Here is a 19382-nt window from a genome sequence, read left to right as displayed (position 1 = left end):
TGCCATGAGCGACTACCACCGCCGAATCGGCGACGAGGGAACCCAGCACCCGTACGGCCACGGCGGCGCCTACCCGCCGCCGCCCCACCAGCCGCCGGTCACCGTATGGCCGGGGGACGGCGGTGCCGCCTACCACCCGCCCGTCGCCGCCGGGGCCGGGCACCGGGCCGAGCGGGCCAAGCGGCCCGTCGCGCTCATCGCCGCCGTCGCCATCGCCGCCGCGGCGGTCGGCGGCGGCGCGTCCGCCCTCGTCGGCCGGTTCGCCGGTGGCGACACCGGCACCACCGGCGGGTCCGTCGCCTCCGGCACCAACGTCTCGCAGAGCAGCAAGGGCACCGTCGCCGGCGTCGCCCAGGCCGTCTCGCCCAGCATCGTCGAGATCAACGCCACCTCCGCCGCCGGGCAGTCCACCGGCTCCGGCGTGATCATCACCTCCGGCGGCGAGATCGTCACCAACAACCACGTCGTCTCCGGGGCCGAGACCATCAAGGTGCGGCTCAGCGACGGCAGGGCGTACACCGCCGACATCGTCGGCACCGACCCCGACAAGGACCTCGCCCTCATCGAGCTGAACGGCGCCAAGGGCCTCAAGGCGGCCACCCTCGGGGACTCCGGCAGCGTCAAGGTCGGCGACGAGGTCGTGGCGATCGGCTCGCCCGAGGGCCTGACCGGCACCGTCACCAGCGGCATCGTCTCCGCACTCGACCGTGACGTGACGGTCGCCAAGGAGCGGGACCGGGGCGGGCAGGATCCCCGCGAGAACTGGCCCTTCGAATTCGGCGGGCAGCAGTTCAACGGGGACACCGGCGACTCCACGACCACCTACAAGGCGATCCAGACCGACGCCTCCCTCAACCCCGGCAACTCCGGAGGCGCGCTCATCAACATGAACGGCGAGGTCATCGGCATCAACTCCGCCATGTACGCGCCAAGTTCCGCCACCGGCTCGACCGCCGGCAGCGTCGGACTCGGCTTCGCGATCCCCATCGACACGGTCAAGGCCGACCTGGACGGTCTGCGCTCGGGTGGGGACAACTGATCGCGTGCGAGGCTTGGTCCATGACTGAAGGCGACTGCATCCTGATCGTCGACGACGAGCCCGCCGTACGCGAGGCACTGCGGCGTTCCCTCGCCTTCGAGGGCTACGACACCGAGGTCGCCGTCGACGGCGTCGACGCGCTCGCCAAGGCGGAGGCGTACGCCCCCGACCTGATCGTCCTCGACATCCAGATGCCCCGGATGGACGGCCTGACCGCGGCCCGCCGGCTGCGGTCCGCCGGTTCCCGAGTGCCGATTCTGATGCTGACGGCCCGCGACACGGTCGGCGACCGCGTCACCGGGCTGGACGCGGGCGCCGACGACTACCTGGTCAAGCCGTTCGAGCTGGACGAGCTGTTCGCCCGTATCCGCGCACTGCTGCGGCGCAGCTCGTACGCGGCGGCGACCGAGGCCGCGGGCGACGAGGACGTGCTGTCGTTCGCCGATCTGCGCATGGACCCGGCGACCCGGGAGGTCACCCGCGGCACGCGCCGCGTCGAGCTGACCCGTACCGAGTTCACCCTCCTCGAACTGTTCCTGGCCCATCCGCGCCAGGTCCTCACCCGTGAGCAGATCCTGAAGTCCGTGTGGGGTTTCGACTTCGAGCCCAGCTCCAACTCGCTGGACGTGTACGTCATGTACCTGCGGCGCAAGACGGAGGCGGCCGGTGAGCCGCGGCTCGTGCACACCGTGCGCGGTGTCGGATATGTGCTCCGCCAGGGCGGTCCGGAGTGATCAGCCGCTTCCGTGCCCTGCCGCTGCGCTCCCGGCTCGCGCTGCTGGTGGCGACGGCGGTCGCGGCGGCGGTCGCGGTCGTCTCCACCGTGTGCTGGTTCGTCGTGCGCGGCAAGCTGTACGAGGAGGTGGACGGCAAGCTGCACGCGGCGAACGAGAGCACGCCGCTGCGGGCCCTCGACATCGCCACCACGCTGAGCAGCTGCGCCCGGGAGACCACGGACCCGGCCGATTTCCAGGGGCCGAGGTCCGACTACTACTTCCAGCTCGCGCGCGCCGACGACGACCGGCCGTGCGTCTTCGCCAGGAACTACGCCGGCACCGTCCGCGTCACCGCGGCCGACCGCGAGGTGGCGCGGGCCGGGGACCCGGCGATCGAGGCGTACCGCAACGGCACGGACACCGAGGGCCGGTCGGTGCGGGTGCTCACCGTCGCCGCCGTCGCGGCCCCGCCGGGCGGCGGGGTGGTCCGGGACACGGCCGTCATGTACGCGTTCCCGCTCGCGGAGACCGAGAACACGCTGCGCGAACTGGCCCTGTTGCTGCTCGTCGTCTCCGGCATCGGGGTGTTCGGCGCGGGCGCGGCCGGGCTGTGGGTCGCGCGCACCGGGCTCGCGCCCGTGGACCGGCTGACCGGCGCCGTCGAGCACGTGGCCCGCACCGAGGACCTGAGCGTCCGCATCCCGGCCGAAGGCGACGACGAGATCGCCCGGCTGTCGCGCTCGTTCAACGCGATGACCGCCGCGCTCGCCTCGTCGCGCGACCTCCAGCAGCAGCTCATCGCGGACGCCGGTCACGAGCTGCGCACCCCGCTGACCTCGCTGCGGACGAACATCGAACTGCTCGCCCGCAGCGAGGACACCGGACGCGCGATCCCCCCGGACGACCGCCGGGCGCTGCTCGCGTCGGTGAAGGCGCAGATGACGGAGCTGGCATCGCTGATCGGCGACCTTCAGGAGCTGTCCCGCCCCGACAGCGCGGCCCAGGGCCGCCAGGTGCAGGTCGTGCCGCTGCACGAGATCGTCGACGGCGCACTGGAACGGGCCCGGCTGCGCGGTCCGGAGCTGACGTTCGAGGCCGACGTCCGGCCCTGGTACGTACGGGGCGAACAGGCGGCCCTGGAACGGGCACTGGTCAACGTGCTGGACAACGCGGTGAAGTTCTCGCCGCCGGGCGGCAGGATCGAGGTGCGGCTGCGGGACGGCGAACTGACCATCCGGGACCACGGCCCCGGCATCCCGCAGGAGGAACTGCCGCATGTCTTCGAGCGGTTCTGGCGCTCGCCGTCGGCGCGGTCGCTGCCGGGCTCGGGCCTCGGTCTGTCGATCGTGGCCCGTACCGTCCAGCAGGCGGGCGGCGAGGTGGCACTGACCGCCGCGGAGGGCGGCGGCACCCGCGCGGTGATCCGCCTGCCGGGCGCCGTGACCCCGCCGCCGTCCACCGTGCCGTAGAGCGGGCGCGGGGGCGCGCCCGCCGGCTCCGCGCGACGGGGTCCCGGCCCCTCTCTCCGTCAGCCGTTGTGGCGGACCAGGGAGTCGACCAGTCCGGCCCGGGTGTTGGGAAAGTCCAGCGGAACGATGCCCAGCCCGCGCCAGCCGTTCGCCACCGAGCCGTCGAGGAAGGCGTGGACGCGGGGGTTGAGGTTGTCGGAGTTCCAGCGCGGCGGCAGGTTCGCGGAGGTGCTCACGTAGTTGACGAACAGCTTGCCCGGCTGCTCCACCGCCTTGCGGAAGTGCGTTTCGATCTTCGGGTACTTGTCCCAGGGTGCCGCGTTCCAGTCGTCCTGGATGTCGAACAGCGCGCCGTCCGCGTAACGGACGCCGGGCAGACCGCCGTTGTCGCCGAGCAGGACGACCTTGCCGCGCGCCTGGCCGAGCGCCGGGATGCCGTCCCCGATCCGGAACAGGGGACGCCAGCCGCGGTTGTCCAGGTAGTCGTCGAAGATCGCGCGGAAGGTGGCGTCGCTGTCCTGCGAGTACTCCTGCTTGACCCGCATCAGCACGGTCTCCGACGGATGCGCCGCGAGGAAGTTCCAGCAGGCGACGAGGACGTCGCCGAACATCATGTGCTGGTACGACGGGCCGTGGTGGATGGCGAACGAGCCGCCGGTGACCCGGCACCGTATGTCGAGGAAGCGGATGCCGCTGTCGAGCTGCTCCGCGATGGTCGTGTTCTGGCACTCGCTCCAGGGGCCGCCGAACCGGGCGCCCGAGTCGTGGGTGCCGGGAATCGTCAGGCGCTGGAGGGGAGTCGAGTCGGCGGCACCGGCCATCCAGTCCTGGGCGGACAGGGTGCGGCGGGGCGCGGCGGTGGCGGGGGGGCGCCGATGAGGGCGGCAGCCGAGAAGGCCGCCGCGCCCGCGAGGAATCTCCGTCGGTCCATGGGCGGGAGTATGGCGTGGTCACGACAAGACGGCCAGGGTCCTGACGTCCGGCTCGGCGCGGCCCCATGTCGACCCTTGGAACGCCGGTGGCCAGGCGCCCCCGGAACGCCGGTGGGGCGGCGGGCCCTGGAACGCCGGTGGGGCGGCGGGCCCCCGGCCCGCCGCCCCAGCGTCCAATGCCACTACTGGATGACCGTGATCCGATCGGCCTTCGGCGGCGCGATCGGCGCGGACGCCGAGGAGTTGGCCGCCAGGTAGGAGTTGAAGACGTCCAGGTCGGAGGCGCCCACCAGCTTGTTGGTGTGCTCCTTGAGGACGGGGAACCCGTCACCGCCGCCCGCGAGGAACTCGTTCATCGCGACCCGGTACGTCTTCGCCGGGTCGATCGCCTCGCCGTTCAGCTTCACCGAGCTCACGACGATCCGGTCGGCGCCGGTCTTCGTCAGGTCCAGGGTGTAGGTGAAGCCCTTCGAGACCTGGAGGATCTTCGGCGATGCCTCGTTCGGCCCGCTGACCTGCTGCTGGAGCGCGGTGATCAGCTGCGCGCCGGTCAGGTCGACGACGTTCATCATGTTGGTGAACGGCTGGACGGTGAACGCCTCGCCGTACGTCACCACACCGTCGCCCTCGCTGCCCGACGCCTTGAAGACCAGGTCAGAGCGGATACCGCCCGGGTTCATCAGCGCCAGCTGGGCGCCGCCCTTGTCGGCCGGGGCGAGGCCCGCGAGCTGCGCGTCCGCGATCAGGTCGCCGAGCGGCTTCTCCGGGGTGGTCGCGCCGCGGCCGTTGATGTCGGCGGAGATGAAGCCCTGGGGGCGGTTCGCGATCGGGGCGGCCAGCTTGTTCCAGCGCGCGATCAGGTCCGTCATGTCCTGGGCCCTGGCCTGGTCACGGCTGACGATGTGGTTCGCCGACTGCACCGACGTACGGACGATGTCGCCGGTCCACCGATCGTAGGTGAGCGTGGTGTCCGTGTAGAGCTTGCCGTACGAGGACGCCGAGGTGACCATGCGCGGCTTGCCCGACGGGTCCGGGACCGTGCACACGTACGCCTGGTGGGTGTGGCCGGTGACCAGGGCGTCGACCTTGGGCGTGATGCCCTTGGCGATGTCGACGATCGGGCCCGAGATGCCGTCGCCCGCGCCCGGCGAGTCGCAGTCGTAGTTGTACGAGGTGGAGGCGGGCGAGCCGCCCTCGTGGATGAGCGCGACGATCGACTTCACGCCCTTGCGGTCGAGCTCCCGGGCGTACTTGTTGACGGTCTCGATCTCGTCGTGGAACTTCAGGCCCTTGATGCCGTTGGCGCTGACGATGTTCGGCGTGCCCTCCAGGGTCACCCCGATGAAGCCGATCTTGACGCCGTCCTTCTTCCAGACCGTGTACGGCTTGAGGATCGGCTTGCCGGTCGACTCCCTGGTGACGTTCGCCGCGAGGTAGGGGAAGTCCGCGCCCTCGAACTCCTTGCCCTCCTCGAAGCAGCCGTCCGTCGGGTGGCAGCCGCCGTTCTGCAGGCGGGCCAGCTCGACGGCGCCCTCGTCGAACTCGTGGTTGCCCACGCCCGCCACGTCGAGGTCCAGCTTGTTGAGCGCCTCGACGGTCGGCTCGTCGTGGAAGAGACCGGACAGCAGCGGGCTCGCGCCCACCAGGTCACCCGCGGCGGCGGTGACGGAGTACGGGTGGCTCTCGCGCGCGGTGCGCAGCGAGGTCGCGAGGTACTCGACACCACCGGCCGGGATCGTCCTGACCGTGCCGTCTGCCTGCTTCTCGGAGACCGTGCCGGCCGAGCCGGCCGGCGGCTCCAGGTTGCCGTGCAGGTCGTTGAAGGAAAGCAGCTGCACATCGACGGTGCGCGGGCGGTGCTCGCCGGAGCGCTCCCGGTCGTCGTCGGCGGCACCGGCCGGCAACGCGGCCGCGAGCGCGCCGACCGTGGCCAGCCCGGCGGCGGCGACGAGCACGCGCCGGGTCCGCCTGCCGGCGCGGTGGTGGGGTGGTGTCGCTGACATCTGTCTCCTTGTCAGGTCCTGTGGGGTGAGAGGGGCGAGCGGCAGCCTAGAGTCAACGCGCGTAGCGCGACAGGGGGATACGGGTTACGACCTGGTTGCCATCACTCAGGAACCGGACGTACCGGCTGAATTGACTGTGCCGTGTCCCGCGGAGCCCCTTTCGGGGCGGGCGGCGAGGCGTCGGAGGACGGCGCGTGGGGGGCGGGGCGTCGCGGGGGGTTGGTGGTGCGCACATGAGGGCCGGGCACGGTCGCGGGTCCCGCCCGCGGGTGTGCGGGCATCGCGGGTGTCGCGGCGTGGGGACACGTCAGGTGGAGCGCGTGGCGGCGCAGCGCGTAACAGGCTGGGGGCCGTCGCGGGTCGGGCTGTCAGGGGTCGGGGTCGTCGCGGGTCGGAGGCGTCGTCGGGTCGGGGCCGTCGCGGGTCGGGCTGTCAGGGGGGCCGGGTGCGCGCGGTCGGATGGGGAGCGCGTCGACGGGGGGCGCGTCGGGGTACGTCGGGTGGCGCACGCCGTAGGCCCGGCCCGGCCCCCTCACGAGCCGGCGCATGCCGACCGGACACGTCGCAGGCCGGGCGCGCTGCGGGGAGCCGTACCGCCGCCGGACGCGGCGCCGGGGCACGCCGCGGGTGGGCGCGCCCCCCGGCTCGGCGGCGTGGCGGGCGGGCGCATCGCGTGGCGCACGGCGGGCGCGGGCACCTCCCGTCGCACGACGCGGCCGGAGGCCGGCCCGCGCGACTCGGCCACGCGGCCGGAGGCCGCCCCCGTCGGGTGACACATCCCGTGGCGGACGCCGCCCGCGGCGCCACCCACCGCCGTACCCTCGACACATGACGATCGACGCAGTGATTCCGGAGCCCGGCCGGCAGATCCAGTCCCTGGAAGAACTCACCGCCGAGCAGGCCGAGGCCGTGTCCGAGCTGCTCGCCGAGGCCGCACGGTCCGACGGGATGCAGGCCGTGTCCGAGCAGGGCCGGCTGCAGCTGCGCGGCGGGCGGCGGGAAGGCGTACAGCACTTCCTCGTCACCGTCGAGGGGCAGCTCGTCGCCTACGCGCAGCTGGAGGACACCGACCCCGTCGAGGCCCCGGCCGCCGAGCTCGTCGTCCACCCGGGCCACCGCGGACGCGGCCACGGACGGGCCCTGGGGACGACCCTGCTCGACGCCTCGGGCAAGCGGGTGCGCATGTGGGCGCACGGCGGGAAGTCCGCGGCCCGGCACATGGCGCAGGTCCTCGGCCTGACGCTCTTCCGCGAACTGCGCCAGTTGCGCCGCCCGTTGGGCCCCGACAGCATCCCCGAGGCGACCTACCCGCCGGGTGTCACCGTACGGACCTTCGTGCCGGGCCGGGACGACGCCGACTGGCTCGCGGTGAACGCCGCGGCGTTCGCCCACCACCCCGAGCAGGGCTCGCTGACGCAGCGGGACCTGGACGACCGCAAGGCCGAGCCGTGGTTCGACCCCAAGGGCTTCTTCCTGGCCGAACGGGAGGGCGAGATCATCGGCTTCCACTGGACGAAGGTGCACGCGGAGGAACAGCTCGGCGAGGTCTACGTCGTCGGCATCCGCCCCGACGCCCAGGGCGGCGGCCTCGGCAGGGCGCTCACCGCGACCGGCCTGCGCCACCTCGCCGCCCAGGGCCTGCCGACGGCGATGCTCTACGTCGACGCGGACAACGCGGCGGCGCTGCGGGTGTACGAGCAACTCGGCTTCGTCACCCACGAGGTGGACCTCATGTACCGCACCGAGACCTGATCCCGCCCGTCAACGGGCCGAGGGGGCGGCGTCATTGACACCGCCCCCTCTTCTACATCACCATTCCACTACTCAATTAGTGAAAGGGTGGTGCAGTGACGTGGTCGAGTTCCGCATCGACCGGCGCAGTGGCGTCGCCACCTATCTCCAGATCGTCCAGCAGACCAAACAGGCCCTGCGCCTCGGACTGCTGCGGCCCGGCGACCGCCTGCCCACGGCCCGCGAGGTCGTCGAGGCCACGGCGATCAACCCGAACACGGTCCTCAAGGCCTACCGGGAGCTCGAACGCGAAGGGCTCGTCGAGCCCCGCCGCGGCCTCGGCACCTTCGTGACGCGGACCCTCGGCGGCCAGGCGGCCGGCACACCGCTGCGCGCGGAGCTCGCCGACTGGGTCGCGCGGGCCCGCGCGACGGGACTGGAGAAGGACGACATCACCGCGCTCCTCGCCTCCGTACTGGAGGAAGGGGAACCGCACGAACACGAGGGGGGCGGCACATGACCGCGACCGCGATCGAGGCGAGCGGCCTCGGCAAGACCTACCGCAGACGGGGCCGCCCGGCCCTGCGCGACTGCTCCTTCCGCGTGCCCGCCGCGCGGGTGTGCGCCCTGGCCGGCCCCAACGGCGCCGGGAAGTCCACCCTGCTCGCCCTCGCCGCGGGCCTCGCCCGCCCGGACGGCGGCACGCTGCGGGTCCTCGGCGCCGAGCCCCCGTCCGTACGCGACCAGATCGCGTACGTCGCCCAGGACAAACCCCTCTACCCCCAGCTGACCGTCGCCGACACCCTTCGCCTGGGCCGCGAACTCAACCCGGGCCGCTGGGACCGGGCCCGCGCCGAGCGGATCGTCGAGGAAGGCGGCTTCCCGCCCGACGCCCGTATCCGTACGCTCTCCGGCGGCCAGCGCACCCGCGTCGCGCTCGCCCTCGCTCTCGGCAAGCGCCCCGAACTGATGCTGCTGGACGAGCCGATGGCCGATCTCGACCCCCTGGCGCGCCACCGGCTCATGGGCACCCTCATGGCCGAGGCCGCCGAGCACGGCACGACCGTCGTGATCTCCTCACACATCCTGGCCGAGCTGGAGTCGACCTGTGACTACGTGCTGCTCGTCGACGGCGGCCGCATCCGCCTCGCCGGCGACACCGAGGACCTGCTCGCCGCGCACACCCTGCTCACCGGCCCCGTCACCGACCTCGCGCCGCACACCGTCGTCGAATCCCGTACGACAGGGCGTCAGCTCACCGCGCTGATACGCCCCCAGGGCACGCTCGCCCCCGACTGGCAGACGTCTCGTCCCTCCCTGGAGGAACTGCTCATGGCCCATCTCCGCTCCCCCGGGGCCCCCGCCCTGCTGACGCCGGACGCGGCGGTGACAGCATGAGCACGCTCACCGCCCCCGCTCCCCCTCCCGCCGCCCGCCTGCGCGGCACCGCCTGGGTCGTCGTCCGCCAGCACCGCACCGTCCTCGGCGTCGCGGCCGCGGCACTGGTGCTGTCCGCCGCGATCGCCGCGGGCCTGCGGATCTGGTTCGAGGCGACCCCGCCCGACGACTTCGACCGCGACCTGTTCCCCCGTGACGACGTACGCACCGCGCTCGTGGTGATCGTCGAGTACGCGGGCCTGGCTGCCGTGCTGCTGCCGCTGCTGGTCGCGGCCGTCGTGGCGGGCCCGGTGGTGGCCCGGGAGCTGGAGAGCGGGACGTACAAGCTGGCCTGGTCGCAGTCGGTGACGCCGCTGCGGTGGTTCGCGACCAAGGTGACGGTCCCCGCCGTGGCCGTCACGGCCCTCACCACGGCCCTGATCGGCGTCTTCCGCCTGGCCTGGGAACCGGTGTCCACGAACACGCACCTGCGCTGGTACGCGCGCCACGTCTTCCTCGCGACCGGCCCCACGCTCGTCGCGTACGGCCTGCTCGCGGTCGCGGTGGGCGCGCTCGCCGGGCTGCTGGTGCGCCGCACGCTGGCCGCCATGTCCGTGGCAGGGCTCGCGACCGGGGCCGTCATGCTCGGACTGGGGTCCCAGTGGGGCGCGCTGTGGACGACGGACAGCGCCACGAGGACCGGTGTCGACTTGTTCACCTCGCGGGCGGACTGGCTCGTCACCGACACCGGCCCGCTGACGACCTCCGGCGAGCGCCTCCACGACGACATCTGCTTCGGCGCCGACCGCCCGGGCTGCTTCACCGAGCACGACATCGCCGGCCGCTGGTGGGACTACCATCCGGCATCGCACCTGTGGCCGCTCCAACTGGTCGAGACGGGCATCGTCCTCGCCGTCGCCGCCGCCGCGGTCTGGGCGGCGTTCCGGATCTTCCGCAGGCACCACGGATGACGCCCCGGCGGGGCCCGGACGACCCCCCGGGGCCCCGCCACGCTTTCCCGCACGTCATGTCGTCGTTACCGGGCATTCAGACGCCCTTGCGACCCTCGGCCAATGCAGCCCGCTGTGCCTGACTCCCCCAACGGGAGAAAAGCCCTCGCTCCGGCCCTCTCCGACGCGCCGGTGACTCTTTCCGCGCGGAAGAATGGGTCCATGAGCCAGCAGCCCGCCGAGGTCCCGGTCCAGCACCCCCAGCCGTCCGTCGCGGCCATAGCCGCGCACCGGCCGCACACCGTGGCCGCCACCGTCTCCGATCTCGAACCCGACATCGACGCGGATCTCGACACGTACGCGCCGGACGCGGAGCACGCGCTCGCCGGCGAGCTGCCCCAGGGGCGGTTCCTCGACCGCGAGCGCAGCTGGCTCGCGTTCAACGAACGTGTCCTGGAGCTCGCCGAGGACCCGGCCACGCCCCTGCTGGAGCGGGCCAACTTCCTCGCCATCTTCGCGTCCAACCTGGACGAGTTCTTCATGGTGCGGGTGGCCGGACTGAAGCGCCGCATCGCCACCGGCGTCGCCACCCGCTCGGCCTCCGGCCTCCAGCCCCGCGAGGTCCTCGACCTGATCTGGACGCGCTCGCGCGAGCTCATGGCCCGCCACGCCGCCTGCTTCCAGCAGGACGTCGCCCCCGCGCTCGCCGACGAGGGCATCCACCTCATCCGCTGGCCCGAGCTCACCGAGAAGGAGCAGGCCCGCCTCTTCACCCTGTTCCGGCAGCAGATCTTCCCGGTCCTCACGCCGCTGGCCGTGGACCCCGCGCACCCCTTCCCGTATATCTCGGGACTCTCGCTGAACCTCGCCGTCGTCGTGCGCAACCCGGTCAGCGGCCACCGCCACTTCGCCCGCGTGAAGGTCCCGCCCCTGCTCTCGCGCTTCCTGGAGGCGAGCCCGCAGCGGTACGTCCCGCTGGAGGACGTCATCGCGGCGCACCTGGAAGAGCTGTTCCCCGGCATGGAGGTCCTCGCGCACCACATGTTCCGGGTGACCCGGAACGAGGACCTGGAGGTCGAGGAGGACGACGCCGAGAACCTGCTCCAGGCCCTGGAGAAGGAGCTCATGCGGCGCCGCTTCGGCCCGCCGGTCCGGCTGGAGGTCGAGGAGTCCATCGACCCGTACGTGCTCGACCTGCTCGTGCGCGAGCTGAAGGTCTCCGACGCCGAGGTGTACCCGCTGCCCGGGCCGCTGGACCTGACCGGCCTGTTCGGGATCTCGGCGCTGGACCGGCCGGAGCTGAAGTTCCCGAAGTTCGTCGCGGGCACGCACCGGGACCTGGCCGAGGTCGAGTCCGCGTCCGCGCCCGACATCTTCATGGCCCTGCGCGAACGGGACGTGCTGCTGCACCACCCGTACGACTCGTTCTCCACGTCCGTCCAGGCCTTCCTGGAGCAGGCCGCGGCCGACCCCGACGTCCTCGCCATCAAGCAGACGCTCTACCGCACCTCCGGCGACTCCCCGATCGTGGACGCGCTCATCGACGCCGCCGAGTCCGGCAAGCAGGTCCTCGTCCTCGTCGAGATCAAGGCCCGCTTCGACGAGCAGGCCAACATCAAGTGGGCGCGCAAGCTGGAGGAGGCCGGCTGCCACGTCGTCTACGGGCTGGTGGGCCTCAAGACGCACTGCAAGCTGTCGCTCGTCGTGCGCCAGGAGGGCGAGACGCTGCGGCGCTACTCGCACGTCGGCACCGGCAACTACCACCCCAAGACCGCCCGGCTCTACGAGGACCTGGGCCTGCTGACCGCGGACCCGCAGGTCGGCGCGGACCTCTCCGACCTCTTCAACCGGCTCTCCGGCTACTCGCGCCGCGAGACCTACCGCAGGCTGCTGGTCGCGCCGAAGTCGCTGCGGGACGGCCTTGTCTCGCGGATCACCAAGGAGATCACCCACCACCGCGCCGGACGCCCCGCCTACGTCCGCATCAAGGTCAACTCCATGGTGGACGAGGCGGTCATCGACGCCTGCTACCGGGCGGCCATGGCCGGCGTCCCGGTCGACATCTGGGTACGGGGCATCTGTGCGATCCGCCCCGGCGTGGCGGGCCTCTCGGAGAACGTCCGGGTGCGCTCGATACTCGGCCGTTTCCTGGAGCACTCCCGTGTCTTCGCCTTCGGCAACGGGGGCGAGCCGGAGGTGTGGTTCGGAAGCGCCGACATGATGCACCGCAACCTCGATCGCCGTATCGAGGCACTGGTACGGGTCACCGACCCGGCCCACCGCGCGGCCCTGACCCGGCTGCTGGAGACCGGTATGTCCGACACCACGTCGTCCTGGCACCTCGGCCCGGACGGCGCGTGGACCCGGCACGCCACGGATTCCGACGGTCAGCCGCTGCGGCACGTACAGGAGACGCTCATAGACGCCCGGAGGCGCCGGCGTGCACAGCCCTGAACTTTCCCGCGACACCGCCACGGCGGGCGAGGCGGTGGCCCACTACCTCCACGCGCAGGCGGGGGACTTCCTGCGCAGCCTGCGGCTGCACGGCGAGAGCGGTGCGGACACGGCGGGCGCCTCGGAGGCGGCGCGCGCCCTGCGGGCGGCGGCGCGCAGGATCAGCGGGACGCTGTACACCTTCCGCCCGCTGCTGGACCCGGTGTGGGCGGACGGCCTCCGCGCGGAACTGGGCTGGCTGTCGTCGACGCTGGCGCTGGAGCACGCGTGCACGTCGCGTTTGTCCCGCCTGCTGGACGCACTGTCCCGCCTCTCGGGCGCGTCCCCGCTCCCCCCGGCACGGACGGAACTGTCCCCGCTGCCGGCGGCCCCGGGGACGGCGCCCACCGGCCGGACGGCCGCGCCTGGCACGGCGGATGCGGCTCACGGGGCCGTACGGAACGCCACGACGGCGTCTCGGCACGCGGCCGGGTCGAGCGCCGCGGGCAGCGCGGCCGGGCGGGACGCCGCGGGCGGCGAGGAAGCCGGTGCCGGCGCGCCCGGGCACAACGTCGCCGACCGTGCCGCCAGGCACGGAGCCGCAGGCAGCCAGGCTGCCGAGGCGAGCCGCGCGGGACGCAAGGCCACCGCGGCGGCGCGGCACGCGGCCGGGTCGAGCGCCGCGAACGCCACGCTCGGGCGAGACGCCGCAGGCGGCGAGGAAGCCCGCGCCGACGCGCCCGAGCACAACGTCGCCGACTGTGCCGCCAGGCGCGGAGCCGCAGGCAGCGGCGCCGCAGCTTCGCGGCACGCGGCCGGGCGCGACGCCGCCGGCGGTGGAGAAGCCGGCGGTCACGGAGGCACCGACGCGGAGGCGCTCGGCGCGGCGGCGCGCGGCGGCGGCAACGGGGCCGGGGCCGTCGGCGTGGAAGCAGGACACAAGAGCGCCCACGCCTCCCGAGGCGGCGTGCTCAACGTCGGGGCCGCGCGGGCCGGTGCCCTGCTGGAGCGGCAGCTCACCCTCGCCCGGACCAGGGCGCACTCCGCCGCGCTGCAGGCGCTCGGCTCCTCCCGCTTCCACGCCGTTGCCGACGCCGTCGCCTTACTGGCCTCCGAGCTCCCGCCTGCCCCCGCAGCCGCCGGCCCGGCCGCCGAGACGCTCGGCCTGCTCGCCGAGGTCGCCGAGCGGCGCCTGCTGGACGCCGTCGCCCGGCTGCCCCTGGGCCGCGCGGCCCACCCGTACAACGCGGAAGCCCTGGCCAACGGCCTCGCGACCGCCACTGCCGGCGAGGAGCAGGACGCCCCCTGGCACGAGGTGCGCAGGCTCCTGCGGCTGCACCGCTACGCGCAGGAGGTGCTGCACCCCGACGCCGACCCGGTCCTGTGCCGCGCCGGGCTCGTGCTGGACCACCACCGCGACGCCGCCGAGGCGTCCGAGGCCGCGGCGGCGGCGGCCCGTACGCCCCGGATCGCGCCGGCCACCGCGTACGCACTCGGTGTGCTCCACGCCGACCAGCGGCACCAGGTCGAGGCCGCCAGGTTCGCCTTCCAGCAGGAGTGGCGGCACGCCACGGTGACGGCCGGCGCGCCGTGAACGACGGCACGGTGCTCGCCGCCGGCGTCGTGCTGTGGCGCCGCTCGCCGCAGGCACTCGGCGGCATCGAGATCTGCCTCGTGCACCGGCCCAAGTACGACGACTGGTCGCACCCCAAGGGGAAACTCAAGCGTGGTGAGGACGCTCTCACCGCCGCCCTGCGCGAGGTCCTGGAGGAGACCGGCCACCGGTGCGTCCCGGGTGCCCGTCTCCCCTCCATGCGCTACCTCGCGAACGGACGCCTCAAGCACGTCACGTACTGGGCCGCCGAGGCCCGCTCCGGCTCGTTCGCCGCCAGCCGCGAGGTCGACCGCATCGTCTGGCTGCCGCCCGCCGCCGCGCGCGAGCGCCTCACGCAGCCCCGCGACCGCCAACTGGTCGACGCCCTGCTCCAGGCGCTGCACAGCGCGTGACCCCTCACCGGGGAGAGCCCACGCCCTCGAACGGGTGAATCCCGGGAGCGGCACCGGGCCGCCGGACACGGTTCACCTTGCGTTCACTCTCCCCCGTCGGCCGCTTCACCTGATCTGCCTAATTTCGGCCCTACACGGTGACCGGTGCAGTGCCGGTCTGCCCACCCCGACGCACGCCGCTCCCGATCGCGGCTCCTGGAAGGAACACCCGAAAGTGAAGCTTCAGCGCAAGAACGGGCTTCGCGCCACCGCGCTCGGTGCCCTCGCCCTGTCCAGCGCCCTGGTCCTCACGGCGTGCGGTTCGGACGACAACACCGCACCCGGCGGCGGCACGAAGACCGACGCTGCGTCGAACATCAAGTGCGACGGCGCCAAGGGCAAGCTCCTGGCCTCCGGCTCCAGCGCCCAGAAGAACGCCATGGACCTCTGGGTCAAGAACTACATGGCCGCCTGCTCGGGCATCGAGATCAACTACAAGTCCTCGTCCTCCGGTGAAGGCATCGTCGCCTTCAACCAGGGCACCGTCGGCTTCGCCGGCTCCGACTCGGCGCTCAAGCCCGAAGAGGTCGAGGAGTCCAAGAAGATCTGCAAGTCCGGCCAGGGCATCAACCTGCCGATGGTCGGCGGCCCGATCGCCATCGGTTACAACCTGTCCGGCGTCGACAAGCTGAACCTGGACGCCGCCACGATCGCCAAGATCTTCAACGGCAAGATCAAGAACTGGAACGACCCGGCGATCGCCAAGCTGAACGAGGGCGCCAAGCTCCCGGACAAGCCGATCCAGGCCTTCCACCGCTCCGAGGACTCCGGCACCACCCAGAACCTCGGCAAGTACCTCGGCGCCACCGCCAAGGCGGACTGGCCGTACGAGGCCGAGAAGAAGTGGCCGGCCCCCGGTGGCCAGGCCGCGTCCGGCTCCTCCGGCGTCGCCGCGCAGGTCAAGCAGAACGACGGCGCGATCGGCTACTTCGAGCTCTCGTACGCCACCTCGCAGTCCATCCCCACCGTGAACATCGCCACGGGCGCCGCCGCCCCGGTCGAGGCCACGTCGGAGAACGCCTCCAAGGCCATCGCCGCCGCCAAGGTCAAGGGCACCGGCAAGGACCTGGCGCTCGACCTGGACTACGCCACCAAGGCCGAGGGCGCGTACCCGATCGTCCTGGTGACCTACGAGGTCGTCTGCGACTCCGGCAACAAGCCCGAGACGCTGGGCACGGTCAAGTCCTTCCTGACCTACACGGCCAGCGACGAGGGCCAGAAGGTCCTGTCCGACGCCGGCTACGCCCCGATCCCGGCCGAGATCAACGCCAAGGTTCGCGAGACCGTCGCGGGCCTGAAGTAACCAAGCAGGCCGGCGGGGGCCCGTTCGCCCCCGCCGGCCCGCCCTCCGGTGCACCGCCGCCAGGGGAGCCGAGCGCTCCCCCACCACAGACCGGAAAGACCATGGCTTCCACCACATCCACAGACTCTCTTCCACCCAAGCCGGCTCCGCCGGTCACCGGGCTGAACAGCACATCCACGGGCCGCGCAGGCGACAAGATCTTCCTCGGTCTGTCCCGCGGGTCCGGCATTCTGCTGCTGGTGATCATGGCGTCGATCGCCGTCTTCCTCACGTACCGCGCCTCGCTCGCCCTGTCGAAGAACGAGGGCAACTTCCTCACCACTTTCGACTGGAACCCGGCGGGCAACCCGCCGGTCTTCGGCATTGCGGTACTGCTGTTCGGCACCGTGGTCAGCTCGATCATCGCGATGGTGATCGCCGTGCCCATCGCCGTCGGCATCGCGCTGTTCATCTCCCACTACGCGCCGCGCAGGCTCGCCGCCCCCATCGCCTACGTCATCGACCTGCTGGCCGCCGTGCCGTCGATCATCTACGGCATCTGGGGCGCGCTGTTCCTCGTCCCGTACCTCGAGGGCCTCAACCTCTGGCTCGACCAGTTCTTCGGCTGGACGTACATCTTCGAGAAGACCGAGGTCGGCGTCGCCCGCTCGCTGTTCACCGTGGGGATCCTGCTTGCCATCATGATCCTTCCGATCGTGACGAGTGTGAGCCGTGAGGTCTTCCTCCAGGTGCCGCGCATGAACGAGGAGGCCGCCCTGGCCCTCGGCGCCACGCGCTGGGAGGTCATCCGCATGTCGGTGCTGCCCTTCGGCCGCTCCGGTGTCATCTCGGCCTCGATGCTCGGCCTCGGCCGGGCACTGGGCGAGACCATGGCCGTCGCCACGGTGCTCTCCCCGAGCTTCCTGATCTCGCTGCACGTACTGAACCCGGGCGGCGGCACGTTCGCCCAGAACATCGCCGCGAAGTTCGACGAGGCCAACGAGTTCGGGCGGGACGCCCTGATCGCCTCCGGCCTGGTCCTCTTCGTCCTCACCCTGCTGGTCAACGGCGCGGCCCGCCTGATCATCGCGCGCCGCAAGGAGTACTCGGGGGCCAACGCATGAGCCAGACCGCCGTCAAGGAAGCGCCCGCCACGCCGGTGCGCCGCGGAAGCCTCAGCAGCCGTGCGCTGCCCCGCTGGGCACCCGCCGGGTTCGCCGTCGTCTCGATCGCCCTGGGCATCGGACTGGGCATCGTCGCAGGCTGGGAGAGCCGCATCCAGTGGGGTCTGCTCTCCGCCCTGTTCTTCGTCGTCATCTCGTACGTCGTCACCAGCGCGGTGGAGAACCGGCGCCAGGCCAAGGACCGGCTCGCGACCAGCATCGTCTGGGTCTGTTTCGTCCTCGCCGTCGTCCCGCTGCTCTCCCTGATCTGGGTCACGATCAGCCGGGGTGTGAAGGTCCTCGACGGGTACTTCCTCAGCCATTCGATGGCCGGCGTCCCCGGTTTCGAGCCCGGCGGTGGCGTCTACCACGCGATCCTCGGCACCCTGGAGCAGGTCGGCCTCGCCACCCTGGTCTCCGCGCCGATCGGCCTGCTGACCGCCGTCTACCTGGTGGAGTACGGCAAGGGAGCGCTGGCCAAGGCGGTGACGTTCTTCGTCGACGTCATGACGGGCATCCCGTCGATCGTCGCGGGTCTGTTCATCCTGTCGATCATGCTGATCTTCACGATGGGCCCGTCCGGCCTCATGGGCGCACTCGCCCTCGCGATCCTGATGATCCCCGTCGTCGTCCGTTCCACGGAGGAGATGCTCAAGCTCGTCCCGAACGAGCTGCGCGAGGCCTCCCTCGCGCTCGGTGTCCCCAAGTGGCGCACGATCATCAAGGTGGTCATCCCCACCGCGCTCGGCGGCATCACCACCGGTGTGATGCTCGCGATCGCCCGTATCGCCGGCGAGACCGCGCCGATCATGCTGCTCGTCTTCGGCAGCCAGCTGATCAACCCCAACCCGTTCGAAGGCGCCCAGTCGTCGCTCCCCTTCTACATCTGGGAGCAGTACCGGGTCGGCAGCGAGGCGTCGTACGACCGCGCCTGGGCAGCCGCCCTGGTGCTGATCGCCTTCGTCATGCTCCTCAACCTGGTCGCCCGCGGCATCGCCCGCTGGAAGGCCCCGAAGACCGGCCGCTGAGGCCACCGGAAGTGAAGTGATCCACATGGCCAAGCGAATCGACGTCAGCGGCCTGACTGCCTACTACGGCTCCCACAAGGCGATCGAGGACATCTCGATGACGGTGGAGCCCCGCTCCGTGACGGCCTTCATCGGCCCGTCCGGCTGCGGAAAGTCCACGTTCCTGCGCACCCTGAACCGCATGCACGAGGTCACCCCCGGTGGCCGCGTCGAGGGCAAGGTGATGCTGGACGACGAGAACCTCTACGGCTCCGGTGTCGACCCGGTCGCCGTGCGCCGCACGGTCGGCATGGTCTTCCAGCGGCCGAACCCGTTCCCGACGATGTCGATCTTCGACAACGTCGCGGCGGGCCTGCGGCTGAACGGGAACTACAAGAAGTCCGAGCTGAGCGACATCGTCGAGAGGTCCCTCAAGGGCGCGAACCTCTGGAACGAGGTCAAGGACCGCCTGAACAAGCCGGGCTCGGGTCTGTCCGGCGGTCAGCAGCAGCGTCTGTGCATCGCCCGCGCGATCGCGGTCGAGCCCGACGTGCTGCTGATGGACGAGCCCTGCTCGGCGCTCGACCCGATCTCGACGCTCGCGATCGAGGACCTGATCGGTGAGCTGAAGGAGCGCTTCACGATCGTCATCGTCACGCACAACATGCAGCAGGCGGCACGCGTTTCGGACCGCACGGCCTTCTTCAACCTGGCGGCGGTGGGTCAGCCCGGCAAGCTCATCGAGATCGACGACACCGAGCGGATCTTCGCCAACCCGTCCGTCCAGGCGACCGAGGACTACATCTCGGGACGCTTCGGATAAGACGTCTTGGGGTGCTGCATGGCGGTGCCACCCACAAGACGACGGGCCCGCCCCCTCTCCCAGGGGGCGGGCCCCCGCCTATCCGCGACCCTGTCCGCACCGCAAGCCCGCGCCCGTCAGTGCGCGGCCTCCAACCGGCCCAGGGGCAAGGAGCCCCAACAGCCGCCCCCCGCCAACGGGCGCGCCACGCAACCGGAAGCCGAAGCCCCGGCCTCGCACGCCACCAGCGACGCCGAGCGTCCGGGGCGAAGCCCCGAAGGTCCCGCCCACCAAGGCAAACCCAAGCCCCGCGCCCGCCGACGCGCAGCGCCACGCGACCCTGGCCGCACCGCAAGCCCGCGCCCGAGGGCGCGGCCTCGAACCGCGACCGGGGGCCGAAGCCCCGGAATCGCGCACGTCACCGGCACGCTC

The 19382-nt window shown here is 72.1% G+C and carries 15 protein-coding genes and 1 pseudogene; 14 read left to right on the top strand and 2 right to left on the bottom strand.

Features of this window, described 5'->3' with window-relative positions; genetic code table 11:
• Positions 1-4: 4 nt before the first annotated feature.
• The 3 genes from ACLB9X_RS13710 to ACLB9X_RS13700 are packed head-to-tail and all read left to right on the top strand — an operon-like array spanning position 5 to position 3224.
• On the top strand, positions 5-1039 hold the full coding sequence (locus tag ACLB9X_RS13710; RefSeq protein ID WP_410360600.1) for a S1C family serine protease: 1035 nt from the start codon (positions 5-7) through the stop codon (positions 1037-1039).
• Positions 1040-1059: 20 nt separating this feature from the next.
• A complete protein-coding gene (locus ACLB9X_RS13705) occupies positions 1060-1773 on the top strand; it encodes a response regulator transcription factor (protein WP_410360599.1) in 714 nt (237 codons plus the stop codon).
• On the top strand, positions 1770-3224 hold the full coding sequence (locus ACLB9X_RS13700) for a sensor histidine kinase (protein WP_410360598.1): 1455 nt from the start codon (positions 1770-1772) through the stop codon (positions 3222-3224). Before ACLB9X_RS13705 ends, ACLB9X_RS13700 begins: the two co-directional genes overlap by 4 nt.
• Positions 3225-3283: 59 nt before the next feature.
• Here ACLB9X_RS13700 and ACLB9X_RS13695 read toward each other — a convergent pair.
• Both ACLB9X_RS13695 and ACLB9X_RS13690 read right to left on the bottom strand, forming a co-directional pair.
• Positions 3284-4155 (bottom strand): annotated as a pseudogene (locus ACLB9X_RS13695) (phosphatidylinositol-specific phospholipase C).
• Between the two features lie 183 nt (positions 4156-4338).
• Entirely contained in the window at positions 4339-6159 is a 1821-nt protein-coding gene (locus ACLB9X_RS13690) for a bifunctional metallophosphatase/5'-nucleotidase (protein ID WP_410360597.1), read from the bottom strand.
• An 828-nt stretch (positions 6160-6987) separates the two neighbouring features.
• On the opposite strand from ACLB9X_RS13690, the gene mshD reads away from it, so the two are divergent.
• From mshD to pstB, 11 genes are all read left to right on the top strand, one after another.
• Positions 6988-7911, top strand: a complete 924-nt coding sequence (gene mshD / locus ACLB9X_RS13685) for a mycothiol synthase (RefSeq protein ID WP_410360596.1) — start codon at positions 6988-6990, stop codon at positions 7909-7911.
• Between the two features lie 100 nt (positions 7912-8011).
• Positions 8012-8410, top strand: coding sequence for a GntR family transcriptional regulator (locus ACLB9X_RS13680; RefSeq protein ID WP_410360595.1), 399 nt, complete (start codon positions 8012-8014; stop codon positions 8408-8410).
• The gene (locus tag ACLB9X_RS13675; protein WP_410360594.1) at positions 8407-9288 is read left to right on the top strand and encodes an ABC transporter ATP-binding protein; all 882 of its coding nucleotides are present in this window, start codon (positions 8407-8409) and stop codon (positions 9286-9288) included. The genes ACLB9X_RS13680 and ACLB9X_RS13675 overlap by 4 nt, the downstream gene beginning before the upstream one ends.
• Positions 9285-10238 carry an ABC transporter permease gene (locus tag ACLB9X_RS13670; RefSeq protein WP_410360593.1) on the top strand — a complete coding sequence of 318 codons (954 nt, stop codon included), beginning with the start codon at positions 9285-9287 and terminating at the stop codon, positions 10236-10238. The genes ACLB9X_RS13675 and ACLB9X_RS13670 overlap by 4 nt, the downstream gene beginning before the upstream one ends.
• 201 nt (positions 10239-10439) lie before the next feature.
• The gene (locus tag ACLB9X_RS13665; RefSeq protein WP_410360592.1) at positions 10440-12671 is read left to right on the top strand and encodes an RNA degradosome polyphosphate kinase; all 2232 of its coding nucleotides are present in this window, start codon (positions 10440-10442) and stop codon (positions 12669-12671) included.
• Complete coding sequence (locus ACLB9X_RS13660) at positions 12658-14244, top strand: CHAD domain-containing protein (RefSeq protein ID WP_410360591.1); 1587 nt, start codon at positions 12658-12660, stop codon at positions 14242-14244. The genes ACLB9X_RS13665 and ACLB9X_RS13660 overlap by 14 nt, the downstream gene beginning before the upstream one ends.
• A complete protein-coding gene (locus ACLB9X_RS13655; protein WP_410360590.1) occupies positions 14241-14657 on the top strand; it encodes an NUDIX hydrolase in 417 nt (138 codons plus the stop codon). The genes ACLB9X_RS13660 and ACLB9X_RS13655 overlap by 4 nt, the downstream gene beginning before the upstream one ends.
• A 214-nt stretch (positions 14658-14871) precedes the next feature.
• Positions 14872-15999 (top strand): phosphate ABC transporter substrate-binding protein PstS, encoded by a 1128-nt coding sequence (gene pstS, locus ACLB9X_RS13650; protein ID WP_410360589.1) that lies wholly within the window; start codon positions 14872-14874, stop codon positions 15997-15999.
• A gap of 101 nt (positions 16000-16100) precedes the next feature.
• Positions 16101-17102, top strand: a complete 1002-nt coding sequence (gene pstC / locus ACLB9X_RS13645) for a phosphate ABC transporter permease subunit PstC (RefSeq protein WP_410360588.1) — start codon at positions 16101-16103, stop codon at positions 17100-17102.
• The gene (gene pstA, locus ACLB9X_RS13640; protein WP_410360587.1) at positions 17099-18169 is read left to right on the top strand and encodes a phosphate ABC transporter permease PstA; all 1071 of its coding nucleotides are present in this window, start codon (positions 17099-17101) and stop codon (positions 18167-18169) included. The genes pstC and pstA overlap by 4 nt, the downstream gene beginning before the upstream one ends.
• Before the next feature lie 25 nt (positions 18170-18194).
• Positions 18195-18971 carry a phosphate ABC transporter ATP-binding protein PstB gene (gene pstB / locus ACLB9X_RS13635; RefSeq protein ID WP_410360586.1) on the top strand — a complete coding sequence of 259 codons (777 nt, stop codon included), beginning with the start codon at positions 18195-18197 and terminating at the stop codon, positions 18969-18971.
• Positions 18972-19382: the final 411 nt, after the last annotated feature.

The sequence above is a fragment of the Streptomyces sp. 5K101 genome, assembly GCF_046506645.1.
Classification (GTDB): Bacteria; Actinomycetota; Actinomycetes; order Streptomycetales; family Streptomycetaceae; genus Streptomyces.
This window is presented reverse-complemented; position numbering and strand designations above follow the sequence as displayed.